This is a genomic window from Bradyrhizobium sp. UFLA05-109, from assembly GCF_054185165.1.
Genome location: NZ_JBBIAR010000012.1, coordinates 86,866 through 107,909 on the forward strand (window position 1 = coordinate 86,866; position 21,044 = coordinate 107,909).

The window sequence follows — 21,044 nt, forward strand, 5'->3', positions numbered from 1 at the left end:
CTCTCCTATTTGATGTCGGAGGCGACCTGCACCTTCACCATCTTGTCGGGATCGGTGACGGTGCCACTCGCGGATCCGGCTGAAGCCTTCTTCAGCTTGTCGACGACGTCCATGCCCTGCACGACCTCGCCGACCACGGTGTACTGACCATCGAGACTCGGCGCGTCCGTGAACATGATGAAGAACTGCGAATTGGCGCTGTCGACGCTGTCGCCGCGGCGGGCCATGCCGACGATGCCGCGGGCGAAGTGCACCTTGGAGAATTCCTGCTTCAGGTTCGGATATTTCGAGCCGCCGGTGCCGTTGCCGTTCTGGCCGTCGCCGGTCTGCGCCATGAAGCCGTCCATCACGCGGTGAAATGGCACGTTGTTGTAGAAGCCCTCGCGCGCGAGCTGCTTCAGCCGCTCGGCATGCTGGGGCGCAAGATCCGTGCGCAGCTTGATGACGATGCGGCCCTTGGTGGTGTCGATGACGAGCGCGTTGGCCTTGTCGAGGCCGGCCGGCAGCGTCTGAGCGACCGCAGGCGCAATGCCGATCAGCGCGGCAAAAATCGTGGCAAGAATTGCGAGACGACGGATCATGAAAACTCCGGATCAGATGAGATGAAACGCGCGCCGTTAGCCGGCGAATTTTGCCTTGAGCTGGCTTGCGACGAGCGGCGGCACGAATGCCGAGATATCCCCGCCCATGCCGGCGATCTGGCGCACCAGTGTGGCGGTGATCGGGCGGACCATGGGTGAGGCCGGCAGGAAGACGGTATGCACCTCTGGCGCCATGGCCTCGTTCATGCCGGCGAGCTGCATCTCGTAGTCGAGGTCGGTGCCGTCGCGAAGACCCCTGATCATGATGGTTGCTCCGTGCTTGCGCGCCGCGGTGACGGTCAGGTCGTCGAAGGTCGTGGCTTCGAAGGCGCAGCCGGCCTGGGCAGCGATCGGCCCGCAGACGTCGTGGAGCATCTTGAGCCGCTCTTCGACCGAGAACAGCGGCTTCTTGCCGGGGTGCACGCCGAGCGCGACGACCAGCCGGTCGCACAGGGGAACGGCATGCCGGACCACGTCCAGATGGCCGTTGGTGATGGGGTCGAAGGAACCCGGATAAAAGGCGATACGCGGCATGGCCTCCTCCTACCGCGCCCCGCCCTGCCCGGCAAGCCAGCCGGGTTCCCTGCCCGTTTTTCCGGCGAGAAATGTCGGACTCCCCTGGACTGTTTCGTCCCTAGGGCATCGACGAAACAAAACGGATGGCGAACGAAACCATTTCCCGCATCCGCGAAGACGTCCGGAAACTGGCCATGGTTACTAATCCGCGCAACGAAATGACGGGCCGCAAGCAGGCGCAGCGGCCGCATCACAGGGGACCGTCGATGATAAAGGCTCTTTCAGCGATCACTGTTGCTGCGTGCGTTGCTGCGGCTCTGACCGTGCTGCCAGGTTTCGCTCCGACCGTCGAAGCCAGCGTGCCGCAGCCCCTCGCCAAGGGTGACCGGCTGGACATCCGCGTCATCGGCAAGGATTGCTCGCAGCAGGCCTGGCCGAACTTCGAAGCCTCCTGCCTGCGCCGCGCCGGCACCAAGGCGGATGTCCGAGAGGCGCGCCTGGTGACCGCCGACCGGACGCCGTAGGCCACGCTGCCTAATCTGGCGTCACACAAACCCCATGGAAATTTGCGACGTCTCGTCGCAGACTGAGCTGACGACCGCGCCCTCCCGGATATCCCGGCGGGCGCGTCGCCATCAGGGGGTTGCCATTGTCCAGTACGCCAGCTGTCGCTACCGGCCACCATCCCAATCCGCTGCCGCTTGCCATGACCATGGGCGCCCTCGGCGTCGTCTATGGCGATATCGGCACCAGCCCGCTCTATGCCCTGAAGGAAGCCGCCAAGGCGGCTGCCCATGGCGGGGCCCTGACCCAGGACGCCGTGCTCGGTGTTGCGTCCCTGATCCTGTGGGCGCTGCTCCTGATCATCTCGCTGAAATATGCGCTTCTGATTCTGCGCGCCGATAACCGCGGCGAAGGCGGCATCGTGGCACTGCTGGCACTGCTGCATGCTCGTCAGGCGCAACCAGGCACCTGGCGCGCGCATCTCCTGGTGGTCGGCCTCGTCGGTGCCGCCCTGCTCTATGGCGACGGCGCGATCACGCCAGCGATCTCGGTGCTGAGCGCCATCGAAGGCCTGAAAGTGGATGCACCGTCGCTCGCGCCGGTCGTAGTGCCCGTCACGATCGCCATCCTGATTGGCCTGTTCATGATGCAGAAGCAGGGCACCGGCTTCATCGGCCGGATCTTCGGTCCCGTCATGCTGGCCTGGTTCGGCGTGCTCGCCGCGCTCGGCATCCACGGCATCGTCAAGGCACCGGCAGTGCTTGCCGCGCTGAGCCCGCTCTATGCCTTCGAATTCCTGATCCACCAGGATTTCCACGTCTCCTTCGCGATCCTCGGCGCGGCCTTCCTGGCGGTGACCGGCGGCGAGGCGATGTATGCCGACATGGGGCATTTCGGGCGCCTGCCGATCCGGCTGGCCTGGTTCGCCATCTGCCTGCCGGCCTTGGTGCTCAACTATTTCGGCCAGGCCGCCCTCCTGATCACCGACCCCACGATGATCGAGAATCCGTTCTTCCAGCTTTGCCCGGATGCACTGCACTACCCGCTGGTCGCCTTCTCGGCGGTTGCGACCGTGATCGCCTCGCAGGCGATCATCTCGGGCGTGTTCTCGCTGACCCAGCAGTCGATCCAGCTCGGCTTCCTGCCGCGGATGCAGATCCGTCACACCACCAGCGATGCGATCGGCCAGATCTATGTGCCGCTGGTGAACTGGCTGCTCGCCGCCGCAACGCTCGGCGCGGTGCTCGCCTTCGGCACGTCGGACGCGCTCGCCGGCGCCTACGGCATCGCGGTGTCGCTGTTGATGGCGATCACGACGCTGCTCGCCGCGCTGGTTGCGATCCAGTGGGGCTATTCGCCCTGGCTCGTGGTCGCGGTCAACGGCTTCTTTTTCGCGATCGATGTGATCTTCTTCGCGGCCAATTCGATCAAGCTGTTCGAGGGCGGCTGGTTTCCGCTGCTGCTCGCCGGCCTCGTCGCCTTCCTGATGCTGACCTGGCGCAGTGGCGTAAAACTCGTCGAGCACGCTCGTGCGAAGCTCCGCCAGCCCGAGGAGGATTTGATCGAGACCGCGGTCAACAAATGCCGCGCCCGCCTGCCCGGCACCGCCGTCTATCTCGCTTCGGCGCCGAGAGGCGTGCCGCTCGCCCTGACGCAGTTCGTCAAGCACAACCGCGTCCTGCACGAACGGGTACTGCTCGTGACAGTCCTGATCGAGGAAATCCCGCACGTGCCCGACGAGGAGCGCACCGAGGTGATCGAGATCATCCCGGCGATCACGCGCGTGGTCCTGCATTATGGCTTCATGCAGAACCCGACCATCTATGAGGGGCTGAAGCTCGCCTGCCGGCAGGGCAAGCTGCCCGGCATCGATCTCTCCGACATCACCTATTACGTCGGCCGAGAGACCATCATCCCGAGCGAGGACATTCCGGGCATGTGGGTCTGGCGAGAATCGCTGTTTGCCTTCCTGCAACGCAACGCCGAACGTTCCGCGGCATTCTTCGGCGTGCCGACCGGGCAGGTGGTGGAGTTCGGCACGGAGCTGGAGATCTAGCGAGGCCTTAGCCCGGATGGAGCGAAGCGACATCCGGGTCCTTGCTTACCATCACGAAGATCCCGGGTTTCGCTCTCGCTCGACCCGGGCTACGCGACCGGCCTACTCGCCGTTCCCGCTCTCGCCGTTGCCGTTCTCGGCCTCTTCGGTGATGTGCTCGACCGAGACCACGTGCTCGTCGTCGGCGGTGTCGAACACGATCACGCCCTGCGTCGAACGCCCGGCGATGCGGATGCCTTCGACCGGGCAGCGGATCAGCTGGCCCTTGTCGGTCACCAGCATGATCTGGTCGGCCTCTTCCACCGGGAAAGACGCCACCAGATTGCCGTTGCGGTTGTTGACGCTCATCGCGACGATGCCTTTGCCGCCGCGGCCGGTGGTACGGTACTCGTAGGACGAGGTTCGCTTGCCATAGCCGTTGACGGAGACGGTCAGCACCACCTGCTCGGCCGCCGACATTTCGACATAACGCTCCTGCGAGAGCTCGCTCGCGCCCGACGTCTCCTCGGTTTCGGCCTCTGCGGCCTCATCAGTCGCGCCTTCGCCTGCGACCGCGCGGCGCATCTTCAGGTAGGCCGAACGCTCGTCCGAGGTCGTCTCGACATGGCGCAGGATCGCCAGCGAGATCACCTTGTCGGCCTTCGCGAGCGCGATGCCGCGCACGCCCATCGAGGTACGCCCGGTGAACACGCGCACGTCGGTGACGGGGAAGCGGATGCATTGGCCGCCGGCGCCGGTCAGCAGAACGTCGTCACGCTCGGTGCAGATCTGCACGTCGACAATTGATTCATTGTCGTCGAGCTTCATCGCGATGATGCCGGAGCGGCGGACGTCGACGAAGTCGGACAGCTTGTTGCGCCGGACATTGCCGCCGGTGGTCGCGAACATCACGTCGAGCTGGCCCCAGGTCGACTCATCCTCCGGCAGCGGCATGATGGTGGTGATGCGCTCGCCCTGCTCCAGCGGCAGGATGTTGATCAGCGCCTTGCCGCGCGCATTCGGCGCCGCCATCGGCAGGCGCCAGACCTTCTCCTTGTAGACCTGGCCGCGGGACGAGAAGAACAGCACCGGCGTGTGTGTGGAGGCCACGAACAGGCGCGACACAAAATCCTCGTCGCGGGTCTGCATGCCGGCGCGGCCCTTGCCGCCGCGGCGCTGCGCGCGGTAGGCCGACAGCGGCACGCGCTTGACGTAGCCGGCATGGGAGACCGTGACGACCATGTCCTCGCGCTGGATAAGGTCTTCGTCCTCGACCTCGCCTTCCTGCTCCATGATCACGGTGCGGCGCGGCGTCGCGAATTCCGCCTTCACCTCGGCGAGCTCGGTCTTGACGATGTCGAGGATACGGGCGCGCGAACGCAGGATGTCGAGATAGTCGCCGATCTCGCCGGCGAGTTTGGACAGCTCGTCGCCGATCTCGTCGCGGCCGAGCGCCGTGAGGCGCGCGAGGCGCAATTCCAGGATGGCCCTGGCCTGCTCCAGCGACAGACGGATGGTGCCGTCCGCGTTGATGCGGTGGCGGGGATCATCGATCAGCGTGATGATGTCCTCGACGTCACGCGCCGGCCAGTCGCGCGTCATCAGGGTATCGCGCGCGACGGCCGGCGTGGGCGAAGTCCGGATCACGCGAATGATCTCGTCGATATTGGCGACGGCGATCGCAAGACCAACCTGCTCATGGGCTCGTTCGCGCGCCTTGCGCAGCTTGTACTTGGTGCGGCGGGTGACGACCTGCTCGCGGAAGCCGACGAAGATCGTCAGCATGTCCTTCAGGTTCATCGTCTGCGGACGGCCCGAGTCGAGCGCGACGCTGTTGACCCCGAAGCTCGTCTGCAAGGGCGTGAACTTGTAGAGCTGGTTCAGAACCACGTCGGGCATGGCGTCGCGCTTGAGCTCGACGACGACGCGATAGCCATCGCGGTCGGACTCGTCGCGCAGGTCGGAAATGCCCTCGATCTTCTTTTCCTTGTAGAGCTCGGCGATGCGCTCGACCATCGTCGCCTTGTTCACCTGATACGGGATCTCGGTGATGACGATCGCCTCGCGTTCCTTGCGAATGGTCTCGAATTCGACCTTGCCGCGCATCACGATCGAGCCGCGGCCGAGATGGTAGGCGCTGCGGATGCCCTGGCGCCCCAGGATGATGCCGCCGGTCGGGAAATCCGGACCTGGGATAATGTGGTTCAGTTCGTCGATGGTGAGCGTAGGATTGTCGATCAACGCCAGGCAAGCGTCGATCACCTCGCCCAGATTGTGAGGCGGGATGTTGGTGGCCATGCCGACGGCGATGCCGCCGGCGCCGTTGACCAGCAGGTTCGGGAACCGCGCCGGCAGGACCACCGGCTCCTTGGTCGAGCCGTCATAATTGTCCTGGAAGTCGACCGTCTCGCTCTCGATGTCCTCGAGCAGTTTGAGCGCGATCTTGGTCAGGCGCGACTCGGTGTAGCGCATCGCAGCCGGCGGATCGCCGTCGACCGAGCCGAAATTGCCCTGCCCGTCCACGAGCAGTTCGCGCATCGAGAAGGGCTGCGCCATGCGCACCAGCGCGTCATAGATCGCCTGGTCGCCATGCGGGTGGTATTGGCCCATGACGTCGCCGACGATGCCGGCGGACTTCTTGTGCTTCTTGTCGGGTGTATAGCCCTCCTCGTTCATCGAGAAGAGGATGCGCCGGTGCACCGGCTTCAAGCCGTCGCGCGCATCGGGCAGCGCGCGCGCCACGATCACGCTCATGGCGTAATCGAGGTACGACTTCTTCATCTCGTCGAGGATCGAGATCGGGCGAATATCCGAAGGATGCTCCGGCTTGTCGCCGGGCGTGTCGTTGTCGTCGTCAGCCAAGGGGGAATCCGGTGAATTTCTGTCCGGGAATCATATAGCGCATCGAGGGTCTGATAACCACCCTCGCGCACTCCCGGGAGGCGCTTTTTCCGCTTATTTTTCCAACGACTTACGGCTTCCGCGAAGTATCGCCGGGAGTACCCGGAAAGGGCCCTATGGAACCCTGTTTTACGAGCCGAAAATCACGTGATGCATGATGCGTCCCGGCAGCAGCGTGAACAGCCCCGCGACCACCAGCGCGCCGATGAACATGAAGATCATGATGCGCCGGTGATCGGCGACACGATGGGTATGCGCCCGCCATACCGCGAGCGGCAGCATCACGAGCGTGAAGATCGACAGCAGATGAATCGGACTGAACGGCCCTACCAGCCGGATCTGGTGGATCCAGAACGATGACGCTGCCACGATAGCCATCAGCGCCACCCAGATCCAGCCGACGGTCCGGTGCGGCAGCGTGCCCTTGGGAGCCGCGAACTGTACGACGCCGAGCACGAAGGCGGTCATCGCCGCAAAGGCGTGGAGCGGAATGGCTGGAGCGGCGTCAAGCAGCGGGGCGAGGGTCATGACTGAGGCGTCCTGGCGATGGCGCCTGGGAGGCCGGCGCAAGCAATGTAAATAGCATTAACATCAAGTGAATACCATTCACATTGCGCGAACACCAAATCCTCAGGCACAACATCAACCCGGCCAGTAAACACCAGCCTGATCAGCAAATTGGTAAGAGATACTGACCCTTTGTGCGAAGGCGCCGAACCAGTCCCTTAGAACGGCAAGTCCCCTTAGAACGGTAAGTCCGCTTAGAACGGCAAGTCCGCTCAGAACGGGATGTCGTCGTCCATGTCGCTGTTGCGGCCACCGCCGGCGGCGACCGCGCGGCGCGGCGCGCTGCTCACGGGGCCAGAGGAGCCGAAGTCGCCGCCCGGCTCCTCGCCGAAGCTGCCGCCTCCCCCGCCACCACGGCCGTCGAGCATCGTGAGGTTGGAGTTGAAGCCCTGGAGCACAACCTCGGTCGAGTATTTTTCGGCGCCGCTCTGGTCGGTCCATTTGCGGGTCTGCAGCGCGCCTTCGACGTAAACTTTGGCGCCCTTCTTCAGGTACTGCTCCGCGACCTTCGCGAGCCCCTCGTTGAAGATCACGACGCGGTGCCACTCGGTCTTTTCCTTGCGCTCGCCGGTTGCCTTGTCGCGCCAGGTCTCCGACGTCGCGACGCTCAGATTGGCGATCGCCCGCCCGTCCTGGGTGCGGCGGATTTCCGGATCCTTGCCGAGGTTGCCGACCAGAATGACCTTGTTGATGCTTCCCGCCATCGCCGCTCTCCACTCCAAACTGCGAAATTGTTCGAAAAGGCCGGAGCCGTGCCAAAACCGCTCGCTGCCGCTTGCTGAGGGACCCTATACGCTCGCGCGTATCGTCGAGCCCGCGGTCCCGCAGGTTATCCCCACATATAGCACCGGCTTCGCCAATGTTCCAGCTTTGTTCTTGCGCAAGCGGTGACGGAATACGGCGGCAACATCAGGTTGCACACCTTGCAAATTATCGGAACCGCATGGAACTTTTTTGGGTTCCCGCGCACAGGAATACGACTTAACATTCATTAACTTAGGAACCGCTCACTTCACGCGCGACTGTTGCTTTTTGGAGACGGACTCTACCCCCAAATCAGACTAGGCTCGCCGCAACATCAATTCATTGGGCGTCGCGCCTGATTGACCGCTTCGGGAACGAAGGAAGCGGCACAGCCGGAGAGACAGAAATGAAGAAGATTGTGGTGGGGGTTGTTGGTGCGGTTGCGCTGAGCCTGTCGGCTCCGGCGAGCGCAGCGGATCTCGCGGCACGCCCATACGTGAAGGCTCCGCCCCCGGCGATCGCCGCAATTTACGACTGGAGCGGCTTCTACATCGGCATCAACGGCGGCGGCGGTTCGTCCCACAAATGCTGGGACTTCGTCGACAGCACCGGCTTCGTGACTGGCGTTCCCGGCAGTCTCGTGGGTGAAGGCTGCCACAATGCAACCGGCGGCACGGTCGGTGGTCAGATCGGCTACCGCTGGCAGACCGGCCAGTGGGTGTTCGGCTTCGAAGGCCAGGGCAACTGGGCCGACTTCCGGGGCGATAACACCAGCTCCGTCTTCCCGACCGACCGCAACCGTTCGCGCATCGACGCATTCGGCCTGATCACCGGCCAAATCGGCTACGCCTGGAACAACGTGCTGTTCTACGTGAAGGGCGGCGGTGCAGTTGTCGGCGACAAGTATGACGTCTTCGACATACCGAGCGGCGCGCAGCTGGCCTCGGCCAACGAGACCCGTTGGGGTGGCACGGTGGGCGCCGGCCTGGAATTTGGCTTTGCGCCGAACTGGTCGGTTGGTGTCGAATACGACCACATCTTCCTGGGCCACCGCACCATTGGCTTCACGGCGCCCGGCGGCGTGTCATTCGGCAGCGACCGAATCGGCCAGGACGTCGATATGGGCCTCGTCCGCCTGAACTACCGTTGGGGTGGCCCGCTGATCGCGAAGTACTGATCTTCGCCAAACCTCTTCCTGTCGAAAAGGCCGGCCTTGCGCCGGCCTTTTTTGCTGCGCGGGGTACAACTGTCGCGCGAATAGGTCAGTTATACTAACCTGTTTTGGGCCTAGTGTGGCATCCCGGACACACAATTCGCAGCTTCACTGTTGTAAGCACGACATCAGCTGGACCTGAGCGTCCGCTGCCCTTCCGCGCACGGAAGGCAAAAACAGAAACTGGGACTGGGGATTAAGTTGAAAATGAAGAAGGTTTTGTTGGCTTCGGCCAGCTTGTTCGCACTCAGCGCGTTCGCTCCGGCCGTGGCAGCCGATCTGGCGGCCCGCCCCTACACCAAGGCCCCGGTAGCCGCAGCGTCGGTCTATAACTGGACCGGCTTTTACCTCGGTGGCTTCGGCGGCTACGCTTCGGAAAACACCTCCACCGACCCGAAGATGAAGGGCGGATTCGCCGGCGGCACGGTCGGCTACAACTGGCAGGCCGGCAACATCGTGTACGGTCTCGAAGCCGATGGCGGCTGGGCTGACGTCAACGCGTCGATCACTGCGGCCGGCGTTACCGCCACCAGCCGCATCAACGCGCTCGGCACCGTGCGCGGCCGCGTCGGCTTCGCCGTCGACCAGGTGCTGTTCTACGGCACCGGCGGCTATGCCTGGATCGACAACAAGCTCAGCATGACCGCGCTCGGAGTCACGGCGTCGGAAAGCCACTTCCACTCCGGCTGGACCGTTGGTGCGGGTATCGAGGCGTTCTTTGCCCCGAACTGGTCGGTCAAGGGCGAATATCTGTTCCGCAGCCTTGGCAGCGAGGACTACTTCGGCCTGCCCTCGGGCACGATCGAACTGCACAGCGTGCAGGTCGGCGTGAACTATCACTTCGGCGGCCCGATCGTAGCGAAGTACTGAGCCTCGCCTCAGCATCAATTCTCAACGGAAAGGCCGGCCTTGCACTGGCCTTTTTGTTTGCTCCGGCGCTTCCGGCCGCGGACCTACTGCCAAGTGCCGCCAGCGCGCCAACAAATCGTTGACGATTCGCAACTCGCACTGGAAATCCGTTCTCGTTCTTCCTACGTTCGCAGCCTACCCAACGGCGTCCATCCCCGGTTCCGGGCGAGGCGCGCCTGAACGCCGGCGCGGTCGCGCTGCGTGGGAATCTCCTTGGGGACCACTGGGATGGACGAAGTGATCAAGGCGAAGCGCCAACAACAGAACGCGGGCTCGAGCCTGCGCGCAATTACGATCCGTGGCGCGCGCGAGCACAACCTCAAGAACATCGACGTCGAGATTCCCCGCGACAAGCTCGTGGTGTTCACCGGATTGTCCGGCTCCGGAAAGTCCTCGCTCGCCTTCGACACCATCTACGCCGAAGGCCAGCGCCGCTACGTCGAGTCGCTCTCGGCCTATGCCCGCCAGTTCCTCGAGATGATGCAGAAGCCGGACGTCGACCAGATCGACGGCCTGTCGCCCGCCATCTCGATCGAGCAGAAGACCACCTCGAAGAACCCGCGCTCGACCGTCGGCACCGTCACCGAGATCTACGACTATATGCGCCTTTTGTGGGCGCGCGTCGGCGTGCCCTATTCACCCGCGACCGGTCTGCCGATCGAGAGCCAGACCGTCTCGCAGATGGTCGACCGCGTGCTGGCGCTGCCCGAAGGCACCCGCCTTTATCTGCTCGCTCCGGTCGTGCGCGGCCGCAAGGGCGAGTACAGGAAGGAGCTCGCCGAATGGCTCAAGAAGGGCTTTCAGCGCGTCAAGATCGACGGCACCTTCTACGAGCTTGCGGAGGCCCCTAACCTCGACAAGAAATTTCCGCACGACATCGACGTCGTCGTCGACCGCATCGTGGTGCGCGCCGATATCGGTCAGCGCCTCGCTGAGAGCTTTGAGACAGCGCTGAAGCTCGCCGAGGGCCTTGCCGTCGTCGAGTTCGCAGATAGCCCGGCGGCAGCCGCTCCGGCCGAAGAGAAAAAGAAGACCGCCAAGATCCACGACAAGAGCGGCCCCGAGCGCATCCTGTTCTCGGAGAAGTTCGCCTGCCCCGTCTCCGGCTTCACCATCCCCGAGATCGAGCCGCGCTTGTTCTCGTTCAACAATCCCTACGGCGCGTGTCCCGCCTGCGGCGGCCTCGGCGTCGAGCAGCATGTCGACGAGGATCTCGTCATCCCCGATAAGGAGATGACCCTGCGCAAGGGCGCGATCGCGCCGTGGGCCAAATCGTCGTCACCCTATTACGTGCAGACGCTGACCGCGCTCGGCAAGCACTACAAATTCACGCTCGACACCAAGTGGAAGGATCTGGCGAAGAAGACGAAAGACGCGATTCTCTACGGCTCCGGCGAGGACGAGATCAAGTTCTCCTACGAGGACGGCGTCCGCTCCTACGACACCAAGAAGCCGTTCGAGGGCGTCATCACCAACATCAACCGCCGCTATCGCGAGACCGAGAGCGAGTGGGCGCGCGAGGAGCTGGCGAAGTACTTTCACGACGTCCCCTGCGAGGCCTGCAAGGGCTTTCGGCTGAAGCCGGAGGCGCTGTGCGTCAAGGTCGGCGGCAAGCATATCGGCGAGATCTCCGAGCTCTCGGTGAGGCGCGCCGGCGAGTGGTTCGAGGGCGTGCCGGAAGCGCTGAACAAGCAGCAGAACGAGATCGCGGGACGGATTCTCAAGGAGATCCGCGAGCGCCTCACTTTCCTGCTCGACGTCGGCCTCAATTATCTCACGCTGTCGCGCTCATCAGGTACGCTGTCCGGCGGTGAGAGCCAGCGCATCCGCCTGGCCTCGCAGATCGGTTCAGGCCTGACGGGCGTGCTCTACGTGCTGGACGAGCCCTCGATCGGCCTGCACCAGCGCGACAATGCGCGCCTGCTCGATACGCTGAAGCGCCTGCGCGATCTCGGCAATACCGTGGTCGTGGTCGAGCATGACGAGGACGCCATTCGCCTCGCCGACTACGTGCTCGACATCGGCCCCGGCGCCGGCATGCATGGCGGCAACATCGTCGCCGAAGGCACGCCCGCCGAGATCATGCGCAACCCGAAATCGCTCACCGGCAAATACCTCACCGGGGAGCTCGAGGTCGAGGTACCGGAGCGGCGTCCGCCGAACCATCGCCGCACCATCAAGGTGGTGAACGCGCGCGGCAACAATTTGAAGAACGTCACGGCGGAGATTCCGCTCGGCCTGTTCACCTGCGTCACCGGCGTCTCCGGCGGCGGCAAGTCGACCCTCTTGATCGATACGCTCTACCGCGCCATCGCCCGCAAGCTGAACGGCGCCAGCGAAGGCGCAGCTCCCCACGACCGCATCGAAGGCCTCGAGCACATCGACAAGATCATCGACATCGACCAGTCGCCGATTGGCCGCACCCCGCGCTCGAATCCCGCGACCTACACCGGCGCCTTCACGCCGATCCGCGAATGGTTTGCGGGCTTGCCCGAGGCGAAGGCACGCGGCTACGAGCCCGGCCGCTTCTCCTTCAACGTCAAGGGCGGCCGCTGCGAGGCCTGCCAGGGCGACGGCGTCATCAAGATCGAGATGCACTTCCTGCCCGACGTCTACGTCACCTGCGACGTCTGCAAGGGAAAACGTTACAACCGCGAGACGCTGGAGGTGTTGTTCAAGGGCAAGAGCATCGCCGACGTGCTCGACATGACCGTCGAGGAAGCCGCCGATTTCTTCAAGGCCGTGCCGCGCGTCCGTGAGACTTTCAACACCCTGCACCGCGTGGGCCTCGACTACATCCATGTCGGCCAGCAGGCGACCACGCTGTCCGGCGGTGAAGCCCAGCGCGTCAAGCTGGCAAAAGAGTTGTCAAAGCGCGCGACGGGACGCACGCTCTACATTCTGGACGAGCCCACGACGGGCCTGCACTTCCATGACGTGAAGAAGCTTCTGGAGGTGCTGCACGAGCTGGTCGCACAGGGCAATACGGTCGTCGTCATCGAGCACAATCTCGAAGTCATCAAAACCGCAGACTGGGTCATCGACCTCGGCCCCGAAGGCGGCGACGGCGGCGGCGAAATCGTCGCCTGGGGCCCGCCGGAGGACATCGTCAAGGCACCAAGGAGTTACACCGGCAAGTTTCTGGAGCCGGTGCTAAAGAAGGCAGGCAAGCCGAAGCGGAGGAGCACGAGCGAGGCGGCGGAGTAGACGCCAACCGTGAGCATTCGGCAACAGACGCTACAGCACCGGCGTATTCCTCCGATACCTTTGCCAGAGTCATTTTGATGTCCGCAATCATAACCGCCTACTACGATTTCAGGTCGCCATACGCTTACTTCGCTAACTATCGAATCTGTGCGGGATCGTTTGCGCTCCCGCCTGGCTTCACATGGCGCTGGCGGCCCGTCTCGATTGATGTGTTGCTGAATTTGCAAGCCGGTCGAGAAGCCTGGGCACAGTACGTCGATCCATTGTCGGGACCGAAACGTGCGCATCTCATTGCCGATGTCCGCCGCAATGCGGCGTTTTACGGCGCGCCACTCCGTCCGCCAAAGCCGCAACGTCCAAACTCGATAGCCGCTCTCTGCGCGGCCGCACAGCTCGATCCAGAGGGCCATGAAGCCTTCCGGAAGGCGGTATTCGCCGCGCTATGGCAAGAGCAGCGCGACATCGCCGATCCACAAATCCTCGCAGAATGTCTCTCGCGCGCGGGCAGAGATCCAGATCTGGCTTACCGGTCCATTTCGTTCGATTCCCGTGCGACTTTGACTGCCGAAACAGAGACCGCCTATGCGAACGGAATCTTCGGCGTCCCAACTTTTGTCTATGAGACCGAAGTGTTTTTCGGCAATGATCGGCTGGAAATGTTGAATTGGCGACTACGTCGCGAGAATCCGGTCGTTCGCGTGTGATCACCATGAGGCGCGGGTAGCTTTGAATGTGGTCGACCGGCCGCGTCTCATTTCAGGTGTGAATGCCCTACTCCCTCGCCATCTTCGATCTCGACGGCACGCTCGCCGACAGCTTTCCGTGGTTTCTGCGCAACATCAACGACGTTGCCGATCGCTTCGGCTTTCGCCGCGTGGCGGATGAGGATGTCGAGGGGCTGCGGCATGCCGGGACCCGTGAAATTCTGAATCATCTCGAGGTGCCCTTATGGAAGCTGCCGGCAATCGCGCGGCATGCGCGGCGACTGAAGGCGGAGGCGATGGCGGAGATTTCCCTGTTCGCCGGCGTCGAGGCCATGCTGCAGACGCTTGCCGCAGGCGGCGTGCAACTCGCACTGGTGACCTCGGACAGCGAAGCCAATGCGCGCGAGAAGTTAGGTGCGGCAGCTCATCTGTTCGCGCATTTCGACTGTGCCGCCTCGCTGTTCGGTAAGCCCGCCAAATTCCGCCGGGTCATCCGCCGCGCTGGCGTACAGCCGGCACAGGTCATCGCGATCGGTGACGAGGTTCGCGACATCGAGGCGGCGCGCAGCGTTGGCATTGCCTGCGGCGCTGTTTGCTGGGGCTATGCCGCGCCGGCAGCGTTACGGGGGCAAGGGCCGGATCACACATTCGAGCGGATCGACGAGATTGCGGATGTGCTATGTCGGTCCCCGCTGAAGCAAGCGTAGGGGGGTTAGCGAAGCGTAACCCACCACTTTTGCCGTCGCACGCGAAGAGGTGGGTTACGCCTAGCGGACTGCGCTTCGCGCAGCCGCAGGGCTAACCCACCCTACGCACTGATAAGGAGGTGACGATGCCCATCACGGAAGCCGCCCGTTTAAAACTCCTGGCGCCGCCTGTCGGCAGGGTGCGCGTCGTGCTCGACACCGATACCTACAACGAAATCGACGATCAGTTTGCGCTCGTCCAGTTGCTGCTCTCGAAGGAGCGTTTCGACGTCGAGGCGATCTACGCCGCGCCGTTCTTCAACAAGCGCGCGGACAGCCCGGGCCACGGCATGGAGCTGAGCTATCAGGAAATCCTGCGCCTGCTGGAGCGTCTGAACGTTTCGCCTGAGGGTCTGGTTCATCGCGGGGTCACCGACTATGTCGGCGCCCAGAAGCAAGCCCGCGAGGCGCCGGCGGTCGATGACATGATCGCGCGAGCGCGGGCCGGATCGCCTGACAGGCCGCTCTACATCGTTGCCATCGGTGCCATCAGCAACGTTGCCTCGGTGCTTCTCAAAGCGCCCGATATGAGGGATCGCGTCGTGGTGGTGTGGCTTGGGGGCCATGCGCTGGAATGGCCGCACACCATCGAGTTCAATCTCAAGCAGGATGTCGGCGGCGCCCAGGTGCTGTTCGACAGCGGCGTGCCCCTGGTGCTCGTACCGTGCAAGGGGGTTACCTCCCATCTGCACAGCACGGTGCCGGAGATCGAGCGCTACGTCGAACCGCGCGGTAACATTGGCGCGTTCCTGGCGATGCGCTTCAAGGAGTATTCGTCCGATCATCTCGGCTGGTCGAAGGAAATCTGGGACATGGCGCCGGTAGGCTGGCTTCTCAATCCCGATTGGGCGCCGAGCGTGATCATTCCCGCACCGGTCGTGACGGAGCAGATGACGTGGAGCATCGATCGCAGGCGGCATGCGATCCGGTACGTGACCTACGTCGATCGCAATCCGATTTTGCGGGACTTCTTTTTGAAGCTGAAGGCATTTGCCGCGGCGAAGACGTCGTAGGGTGGGTTAGCCCTGCGGCTGCGCGAAGCGCGGTCCGCTGGCGCAACCCACCGCTTCTCTCGACGCGCGGTGAGTAAAGAGGTGGGTTACGCTTCGCTAACCCACCCTACGAATTTTACTCCGTTCGCCTGAGAAACGCCCCGAACGCACGCGGGCCGTCGCCGACCTTGACCTCGCCGATCAGCTTCAGCTCGACGGCATCGATGATGCTGAGCGTATTGCTCTCCCAATTCGCCACGATGATGCGCTTGCCGTCGGCGGTCGCGGCGATGCCTTCCGGATAGTCGCCGACACTGATCCGCTTGACGGGCTTCAGCGTTGCGAGATCGAATACGCTGACCGTGCCGCCATACTGGTCGGTGACGAAGCCGCGGCCTAAGGCCAGCGCCACCGCATAGGGCCGCATGCCCACCGGCACGCGGCCGGTCTCGCGCGCCTCGGCGATATCGATCACGGAGACGTCGTTCGAGCCGACATTGGCCGCGAACGCGCGCTTGCCCTCGGCATCGATGGTGACGCCGAACGGCCGCGTGCCGACCTTGACGACCGCCCGCCGTTCGCGTGTTGCGGTGTCGACGATGGAGATGCTGTCGTCGTCGCGATCCGCCGACAGCAGCAAGCGGCCATCAGGCGTCACCGCGAGCCCGGAAGGCGAGGCGCCGACCGCAATGCTCGCCACGACGCCCCTCGCCTGCGGGTCGATCACGCGCACCGCCGCCGCATACCAGTCGGCGACGTAGACGGCCTTGCCATCGGGCGCCACAGCGATGCCGAGCGGGCCGCCGCCGACGTCGACACGGCCAATCACGCTGCGCGCCGCGGCGTCGACCACGGCCAACGCTTTGCCGTCAGGGCTCGTCACATAGGCAAAACGACCGTCGGCGGAGACGGCGACGCCCGCCGGCTTGCCGCCGATCGGAACCGTGGCGACGGCGCGCGAGGTCGCGAGATCCACCACCGTGAGCTCATCGCTGAGCTGGTTGGTGACGAACGCCTCCTCGGCCGCGGCACGGCCGAGGTTTGCTGCAAAGCTGGCGGCCAGCGCCGCCAGCACCAGAACGCGCACGCTCAGCTTCCGCTCTCGATCTTCTTCTTCAGCGCCTCGAGGCCGCCCTTGTAGAGCCCGCTCACCGCCTGCTTGGCGGCCTCGTCGCTCAACTCCGGCGGCGGGTCATTGTTGGGAAAACCGCGATAGAACGCGCCGGCCCATTCCAGCTTGGTCTTGCCTTCGGGCGCGGGCGACACCGTCAGCGTCGAGGAATAATTGGTGACCGGGAGCACCTTCACGTCGACGGCCGTGATCCGGTACGAATAGCTCATCATATCGGGCTCGTATTTGTAGAGCTCCTCGTCGATGGTCGCGCCGGTCCCCAGCGTCAGGCGCCGCGTTGCCCCGATCTCGTTGCCCTTCTCGCCCTCGGTCTTGCTGACGCCCGCGAGCCAGCTCATGTCCTGGAAATTGGAGATCACCGCCCAGACCTTGGCCTGCGGCGCGTTGATCTCGATGGATTCCCGCACCTTCTGCCGGGTCGGTCCATGCGCCCAGGCTGCTGTAAGAGCCGTCGTCCCCACCGCCAGCGCCGCCATCACGGCCAGCGCCGTCCTCGTCGTCACCCTCATGTCGTATCCTCGTTCGCGTCTCGTTGACCTTGCGCGACTGACGCGCGCTGCGGGCATCGTAGCGCAGTTTTGGACGGGATCGAGGCCCTTCGTGGTACCCGGTGGTCTGGGGGGGCGTGTTCACCCCCTTGTCCCGTGCCCTACTCGTCCTGGAGCGCTGCATCGATGAATCCGGCCGGATCATCGCAGAACTCGCGCATCACCTTGAAATGGTCGGTCTCCCACAAGGTCACCGGCTCCAGTCCGCCTTTGGTCAGTCGCAGCAGGGTCGCATTGGGATAGGCCATCAGCATCGGCGCGTGCGTGGCCATGATGACCTGGCAGATGCGGGAGTCTTCCATCCGCCGCAGCAACTTCAGGAATTCGATCTGGCGCGACGGTGAGAGCGCAGATTCCGGCTCGTCGAAGATGAAAATGCCCTGGCGCTGGCAGCGCTCCTCGAAAAAGCGCAGGAAGCCTTCACCATGGGAGTGGGAGAGGAAGTCCGGTGGCGGGCCTCCGAACGGGTCGTCGAGCGCCGCTTGATCGAGGTAACGCGCCACCGAGAAGAAACTTTCGGCGCGGAAGAACCAGCCGTTGGTGATCTTGGGCAGCCAGCTCGCGCGCAGCGCCTTCGAGAGCTGGCCGCCCATCTTCTCCAGCGCACTGGAATGATCGACCGGCCTGTAGCCCTTTCCACCGCCTGCTTCGTCGTAGCCGGCAAGAGCAGCAATGCCTTCCAGAATGGTGGACTTGCCGGCGCCATTCTCGCCGACAATGATGGTGGTGGCCGAGTCAAAGCAAAGTTCGAAGTCGCCCGCGAAGATGGGAAGGCAGAACGGATAGGCTTCGCGATCGCCAATTTTGGGCGCATCGAGCCAGACCCGCTTTAGATACGGCGCCGGCAGGTTGATCGTGCGATTGCCTCTCCGGCCCATTCTCGGCTCCTCAGCCTGCTCTCATCCTGAGAACATAATAAGAACATCATCGCGAAGGAAGTGGCATCTGCCAAGCAGCACAAGCCCCGGCAGCACCCTAGTCCAGCACTTCCAGCACCAGCTCCATCGTCATCAGCACGGGATTGTCGCCACGAACCAGGCGGCCGTCGGCGAGGCCGCCGGTGTAGTCGACCAGGGCGACATCGAGCTCCGCCTCCAGCGCACCGGAGGCGCCGGGCGCGATCGCGCCGGCGGTCACCGCCAGCTCGGTCGCAAACGGCTCGGTCACGCCGCCATGGGTGAAGCGCGCGCCGATGGTCGAGCCGACGCCGCCATGGATTTTCGCGCGCGCGATGCCGTGCTCACGGCAGAAGCCTTCGAGCGCGCCGGCAAAGTCCTGGTTTGGCCGGAGCCGCAGCGCGAAGGCGCGGCTGGTGGTGCGGGCACCGCTCGGCGGACAAGCCACCGGCCCGAACAGCTTGAAGTTGGTTTCGCCGTCAGGCTCCGCCGTGAACATCGCGCCGTCGATACCGAACGCCGCGACCTCGAACGGCTCGGCAACGACAGTCTCCTCCGGCAGCATGTGGCCGCCGCTGGCGCGACCGTCCGCCTCGGTCCAGAGCCCGTGGCAGTGAAAGAACGGCGCGCCGTCGCGCCTGCCCAGCGTCAGGCTGCCGAGCTTCAAGCGCGTCATGCCCTGGGGGCGAAAGGTATCGCTGTAGAATGCGGCGTTCTCGCCAGTCTTGGACAGCGCCGGCATCACGTAAGCGAACGGGCCCAGTGCACCTTGACCGAAGCTGAGAACGCCACCGGCAAAGCCCTCCGCCGCAAAGCCGCGGCGCGCAGCTTCGAGCAGCGGCATGCCGGCCTCGAGCCTGAACGCGAAGGCCCGCCCCCTCACCTCCACCCACTGGATACGCTCCGCGACCGGCGTGCCCGGCTGCTTGATGCTCCGCATGATCAGCGCTCAGCCCGCCTGCTTGTTGTCGAGATCGAGCAGGCCGCGCGCCTCGAGTTCGTCACGCACCATCCGCTTGGGGACCTTGCCATAGCCCGACTTCGGCAGCGCCTCCCAGAAAAAGAAGCGCTTCGGCATCTTGTAACGCGGCACCTTGGGGCCGAGGAACGCGGCCATCTCCGCCTCGCCCACGGGTTTTGCCCCTTCGCGCGCAACGCAGACCGCAACGCCGACTTCGCCCCAGGTCGGATCGGGTACACCGAGGACGGCGACCTCGCCGACCGCGGGATGCGTCAAGATCTTCTCCTCGATCTCGCGCGGATAGATGTTGGAGCCGCCGGAAATGTACATGTCGGAGGCACGTCCCGTGATGTAGACGAACCCCTCCTCGTCCATGTGGCCGAGATCGCCCGTGCGGAACCAACCGTTGCGAAACGCCTTCGCATTGGCTTCGGGATTGTCGTAATAGCCGGCGAACACGGCCGGCCCGATCACGCAGATCTCGCCGCTCTGGTTGGCCCCAAGCTCGCGGCCCTCGTCATCCTGGATCGAGACCTGCATGCCCGTGCGCTCGAAACCGCAGGTGCCGATCTTGGCATGCGGACCGTCCTCGACATCGTGCAGCGCGGCCGGAAGGACGGTGATGTTGCCGGTGACTTCGCCAAGGCCAAAATACTGCACGATGACCTTGCCGAGCTTGTTCAGCGCGGTCTTCTGGTCCTCGCGATACATCGGCGCGCCCGCATAGATCACCTGGCGCAGCGAGGAATGGTCGAACTTGTCGACCGCGGGATGCTCGACCATCATCTTCAGGATCGTCGGCACTGTGAAGAGATTGCTGACGCGATGCGTCTCGATCAGGCGGAACGCCTCGCTGATGTCGAATTTTTCGGTCGGCAGCAGCACGGTGCGCGCGGCGCGCGCCGTCTGCATCAACTGATGCACGCCGGCGCCATGCGACAGTGGCGCAACCACGAGCGAGGCATCCGCTTCGGTGGTGCCCGGCGTCAGATCCGCAAGGTGATTGGTGACTACGAAACCCATCTGGCCATGCGTGAGCACGGCCGCCTTGGAACGGCCGGTGGTGCCGGAAGTGAAGAAGAACCAGCAGGGATCGTCATGCTCGACGGCGACGTTCTCGACCGTGACGCCGGCATGCCTGTCGATCGCCTCCGCCACGGTGGTCTCACCAAACGCGCCGTCACCGATGCGCCAGATGAACTCCAGCGCGCTGCCGGTCACGGCCGCGGCATGCTCGGCAAAATCGCCGTGGCACAGGAACCCTCTCGCGCCGGAGGCCTGCGCGAGATAGGCAACCTCGTCCGGCATCAGGCGGAAGTTCGTGGGCACCCAGACCGCGCCGAGCCGGAAGGCGGCGAACATCGAGAAGAACATCTCGTCGCCATTCTTGGAATGGACGAGGATGCGGTCGCCTTTGCTGATGCCGCGCGCGGCGAGCGCAGCAGCAAGCGCGGACACCTGCGCGTCGATCTCGCGCCAGCTCCAGGATCGGTCGCCCCACACGAAACCCGGCCGCGCCCCGTGCCGCCGCGCATTCTGGGTCAGCATGTGAGCGAGGTTCATGACGCGGCGCGACATCCGCAATGGCTGCATGGGGCTTCCTCTTCGCTGGCGGACGGCTCGCAAGCGGGCCGCTCTTCGCGGCTCATTTATCGCCATCATCAGCGGCGCGGCAAGGCCGCCCGCCGCAGAGCCCCATTACGGCATCTTGAACGCGAAGGGCGTTGCAGTAATCGCCTTCTCTCCTTGAAGCAGGATGGCGAGCCGTGCCCGCCGCACATAGCCATCGAATAAGCGACGCACATTGCCGTTGGCAGCGTCACCAGAACGTCCTCACGCAGCCGTCGCGATCGCCTCGATCGTTCAGGGAATCTTAAACATGATCGGC

General features: G+C 64.1%; 18 protein-coding genes. 8 read left to right on the forward strand and 10 right to left on the reverse strand.

Going from position 1 to position 21,044, the window contains the following annotated elements; genetic code table 11:
* Positions 1-5 precede the first annotated feature (5 nt).
* Positions 6-581, reverse strand: coding sequence for a peptidylprolyl isomerase (locus Q3C01_RS11175; RefSeq protein ID WP_458145374.1), 576 nt, complete (start codon positions 579-581; stop codon positions 6-8).
* A 36-nt stretch (positions 582-617) separates the two neighbouring features.
* Positions 618-1,115, reverse strand: a complete 498-nt coding sequence (gene coaD / locus Q3C01_RS11180) for a pantetheine-phosphate adenylyltransferase (protein WP_458145375.1) — start codon at positions 1,113-1,115, stop codon at positions 618-620.
* A gap of 248 nt (positions 1,116-1,363) precedes the next feature.
* Between coaD and Q3C01_RS11185 the strand changes: the two genes are divergently transcribed.
* Positions 1,364-1,621 carry a hypothetical protein gene (locus Q3C01_RS11185; RefSeq protein WP_458145446.1) on the forward strand — a complete coding sequence of 86 codons (258 nt, stop codon included), beginning with the start codon at positions 1,364-1,366 and terminating at the stop codon, positions 1,619-1,621.
* 182 nt (positions 1,622-1,803) lie between these two features.
* Positions 1,804-3,657: a potassium transporter Kup gene (locus tag Q3C01_RS11190; RefSeq protein WP_458145447.1), complete on the forward strand. Its 1,854-nt coding sequence runs from the start codon at positions 1,804-1,806 to the stop codon at positions 3,655-3,657.
* A 102-nt stretch (positions 3,658-3,759) separates the two neighbouring features.
* On the opposite strand, the gene gyrA is transcribed toward Q3C01_RS11190, so the two are convergent.
* The 3 genes from gyrA to Q3C01_RS11205 all read right to left on the reverse strand — a co-directional run bounded on the left by gyrA (position 3,760) and on the right by Q3C01_RS11205 (position 7,808).
* Positions 3,760-6,498: a DNA gyrase subunit A gene (gene gyrA, locus Q3C01_RS11195; RefSeq protein ID WP_458145376.1), complete on the reverse strand. Its 2,739-nt coding sequence runs from the start codon at positions 6,496-6,498 to the stop codon at positions 3,760-3,762.
* Between the two features lie 168 nt (positions 6,499-6,666).
* Positions 6,667-7,065: a DUF2306 domain-containing protein gene (locus Q3C01_RS11200; RefSeq protein ID WP_458145377.1), complete on the reverse strand. Its 399-nt coding sequence runs from the start codon at positions 7,063-7,065 to the stop codon at positions 6,667-6,669.
* A 251-nt stretch (positions 7,066-7,316) separates the two neighbouring features.
* Complete coding sequence (locus tag Q3C01_RS11205) at positions 7,317-7,808, reverse strand: single-stranded DNA-binding protein (protein ID WP_458145378.1); 492 nt, start codon at positions 7,806-7,808, stop codon at positions 7,317-7,319.
* Between the two features lie 446 nt (positions 7,809-8,254).
* On the opposite strand from Q3C01_RS11205, the gene Q3C01_RS11210 reads away from it, so the two are divergent.
* The 6 genes from Q3C01_RS11210 to Q3C01_RS11235 all read left to right on the forward strand — a co-directional run bounded on the left by Q3C01_RS11210 (position 8,255) and on the right by Q3C01_RS11235 (position 15,640).
* Positions 8,255-9,025, forward strand: coding sequence for an outer membrane protein (locus Q3C01_RS11210; protein ID WP_458145379.1), 771 nt, complete (start codon positions 8,255-8,257; stop codon positions 9,023-9,025).
* A gap of 243 nt (positions 9,026-9,268) precedes the next feature.
* Entirely contained in the window at positions 9,269-9,931 is a 663-nt protein-coding gene (locus Q3C01_RS11215; RefSeq protein WP_458145380.1) for an outer membrane protein, read from the forward strand.
* A 267-nt stretch (positions 9,932-10,198) separates the two neighbouring features.
* A complete protein-coding gene (gene uvrA, locus Q3C01_RS11220; RefSeq protein ID WP_458145381.1) occupies positions 10,199-13,177 on the forward strand; it encodes an excinuclease ABC subunit UvrA in 2,979 nt (992 codons plus the stop codon).
* A 77-nt stretch (positions 13,178-13,254) separates the two neighbouring features.
* Positions 13,255-13,881, forward strand: coding sequence for a 2-hydroxychromene-2-carboxylate isomerase (locus Q3C01_RS11225; protein ID WP_458145382.1), 627 nt, complete (start codon positions 13,255-13,257; stop codon positions 13,879-13,881).
* A gap of 62 nt (positions 13,882-13,943) precedes the next feature.
* Positions 13,944-14,588 carry an HAD family hydrolase gene (locus Q3C01_RS11230; RefSeq protein WP_458145383.1) on the forward strand — a complete coding sequence of 215 codons (645 nt, stop codon included), beginning with the start codon at positions 13,944-13,946 and terminating at the stop codon, positions 14,586-14,588.
* Between the two features lie 125 nt (positions 14,589-14,713).
* Positions 14,714-15,640 carry a nucleoside hydrolase gene (locus Q3C01_RS11235; protein ID WP_458145384.1) on the forward strand — a complete coding sequence of 309 codons (927 nt, stop codon included), beginning with the start codon at positions 14,714-14,716 and terminating at the stop codon, positions 15,638-15,640.
* A gap of 115 nt (positions 15,641-15,755) precedes the next feature.
* Here Q3C01_RS11235 and Q3C01_RS11240 read toward each other — a convergent pair whose 3' ends face one another.
* The 5 genes from Q3C01_RS11240 to Q3C01_RS11260 all read right to left on the reverse strand — a co-directional run bounded on the left by Q3C01_RS11240 (position 15,756) and on the right by Q3C01_RS11260 (position 20,749).
* Entirely contained in the window at positions 15,756-16,706 is a 951-nt protein-coding gene (locus tag Q3C01_RS11240; RefSeq protein ID WP_458145385.1) for a YVTN family beta-propeller repeat protein, read from the reverse strand.
* Positions 16,707-16,708: 2 nt separating this feature from the next.
* Positions 16,709-17,260: an SRPBCC family protein gene (locus Q3C01_RS11245; protein ID WP_458145386.1), complete on the reverse strand. Its 552-nt coding sequence runs from the start codon at positions 17,258-17,260 to the stop codon at positions 16,709-16,711.
* A 140-nt stretch (positions 17,261-17,400) separates the two neighbouring features.
* Entirely contained in the window at positions 17,401-18,177 is a 777-nt protein-coding gene (locus Q3C01_RS11250; RefSeq protein WP_458145387.1) for an AAA family ATPase, read from the reverse strand.
* A gap of 97 nt (positions 18,178-18,274) precedes the next feature.
* On the reverse strand, positions 18,275-19,135 hold the full coding sequence (locus tag Q3C01_RS11255; protein WP_458145388.1) for a PCC domain-containing protein: 861 nt from the start codon (positions 19,133-19,135) through the stop codon (positions 18,275-18,277).
* A gap of 9 nt (positions 19,136-19,144) precedes the next feature.
* Entirely contained in the window at positions 19,145-20,749 is a 1,605-nt protein-coding gene (locus Q3C01_RS11260) for an acyl-CoA synthetase (RefSeq protein ID WP_458145389.1), read from the reverse strand.
* Positions 20,750-21,044 lie beyond the last annotated feature (295 nt).

Coding starts and splice junctions, on each gene's coding strand:
- Q3C01_RS11175 (WP_458145374.1), bottom strand. CDS start 581: ATGATCCGTCGTCTCGCAATTCTTGCCACGATTTTTGCCGCGCTGATC.
- coaD (WP_458145375.1), bottom strand. CDS start 1,115: ATGCCGCGTATCGCCTTTTATCCGGGTTCCTTCGACCCCATCACCAAC.
- Q3C01_RS11185 (WP_458145446.1), top strand. CDS start 1,364: ATGATAAAGGCTCTTTCAGCGATCACTGTTGCTGCGTGCGTTGCTGCG.
- Q3C01_RS11190 (WP_458145447.1), top strand. CDS start 1,804: ATGACCATGGGCGCCCTCGGCGTCGTCTATGGCGATATCGGCACCAGC.
- Q3C01_RS11200 (WP_458145377.1), bottom strand. CDS start 7,065: ATGACCCTCGCCCCGCTGCTTGACGCCGCTCCAGCCATTCCGCTCCAC.
- Q3C01_RS11205 (WP_458145378.1), bottom strand. CDS start 7,808: ATGGCGGGAAGCATCAACAAGGTCATTCTGGTCGGCAACCTCGGCAAG.
- Q3C01_RS11210 (WP_458145379.1), top strand. CDS start 8,255: ATGAAGAAGATTGTGGTGGGGGTTGTTGGTGCGGTTGCGCTGAGCCTG.
- Q3C01_RS11215 (WP_458145380.1), top strand. CDS start 9,269: ATGAAGAAGGTTTTGTTGGCTTCGGCCAGCTTGTTCGCACTCAGCGCG.
- uvrA (WP_458145381.1), top strand. CDS start 10,199: ATGGACGAAGTGATCAAGGCGAAGCGCCAACAACAGAACGCGGGCTCG.
- Q3C01_RS11225 (WP_458145382.1), top strand. CDS start 13,255: ATGTCCGCAATCATAACCGCCTACTACGATTTCAGGTCGCCATACGCT.
- Q3C01_RS11230 (WP_458145383.1), top strand. CDS start 13,944: ATGCCCTACTCCCTCGCCATCTTCGATCTCGACGGCACGCTCGCCGAC.
- Q3C01_RS11235 (WP_458145384.1), top strand. CDS start 14,714: ATGCCCATCACGGAAGCCGCCCGTTTAAAACTCCTGGCGCCGCCTGTC.
- Q3C01_RS11245 (WP_458145386.1), bottom strand. CDS start 17,260: ATGAGGGTGACGACGAGGACGGCGCTGGCCGTGATGGCGGCGCTGGCG.
- Q3C01_RS11250 (WP_458145387.1), bottom strand. CDS start 18,177: ATGGGCCGGAGAGGCAATCGCACGATCAACCTGCCGGCGCCGTATCTA.
- Q3C01_RS11255 (WP_458145388.1), bottom strand. CDS start 19,135: ATGCGGAGCATCAAGCAGCCGGGCACGCCGGTCGCGGAGCGTATCCAG.
- Q3C01_RS11260 (WP_458145389.1), bottom strand. CDS start 20,749: ATGCAGCCATTGCGGATGTCGCGCCGCGTCATGAACCTCGCTCACATG.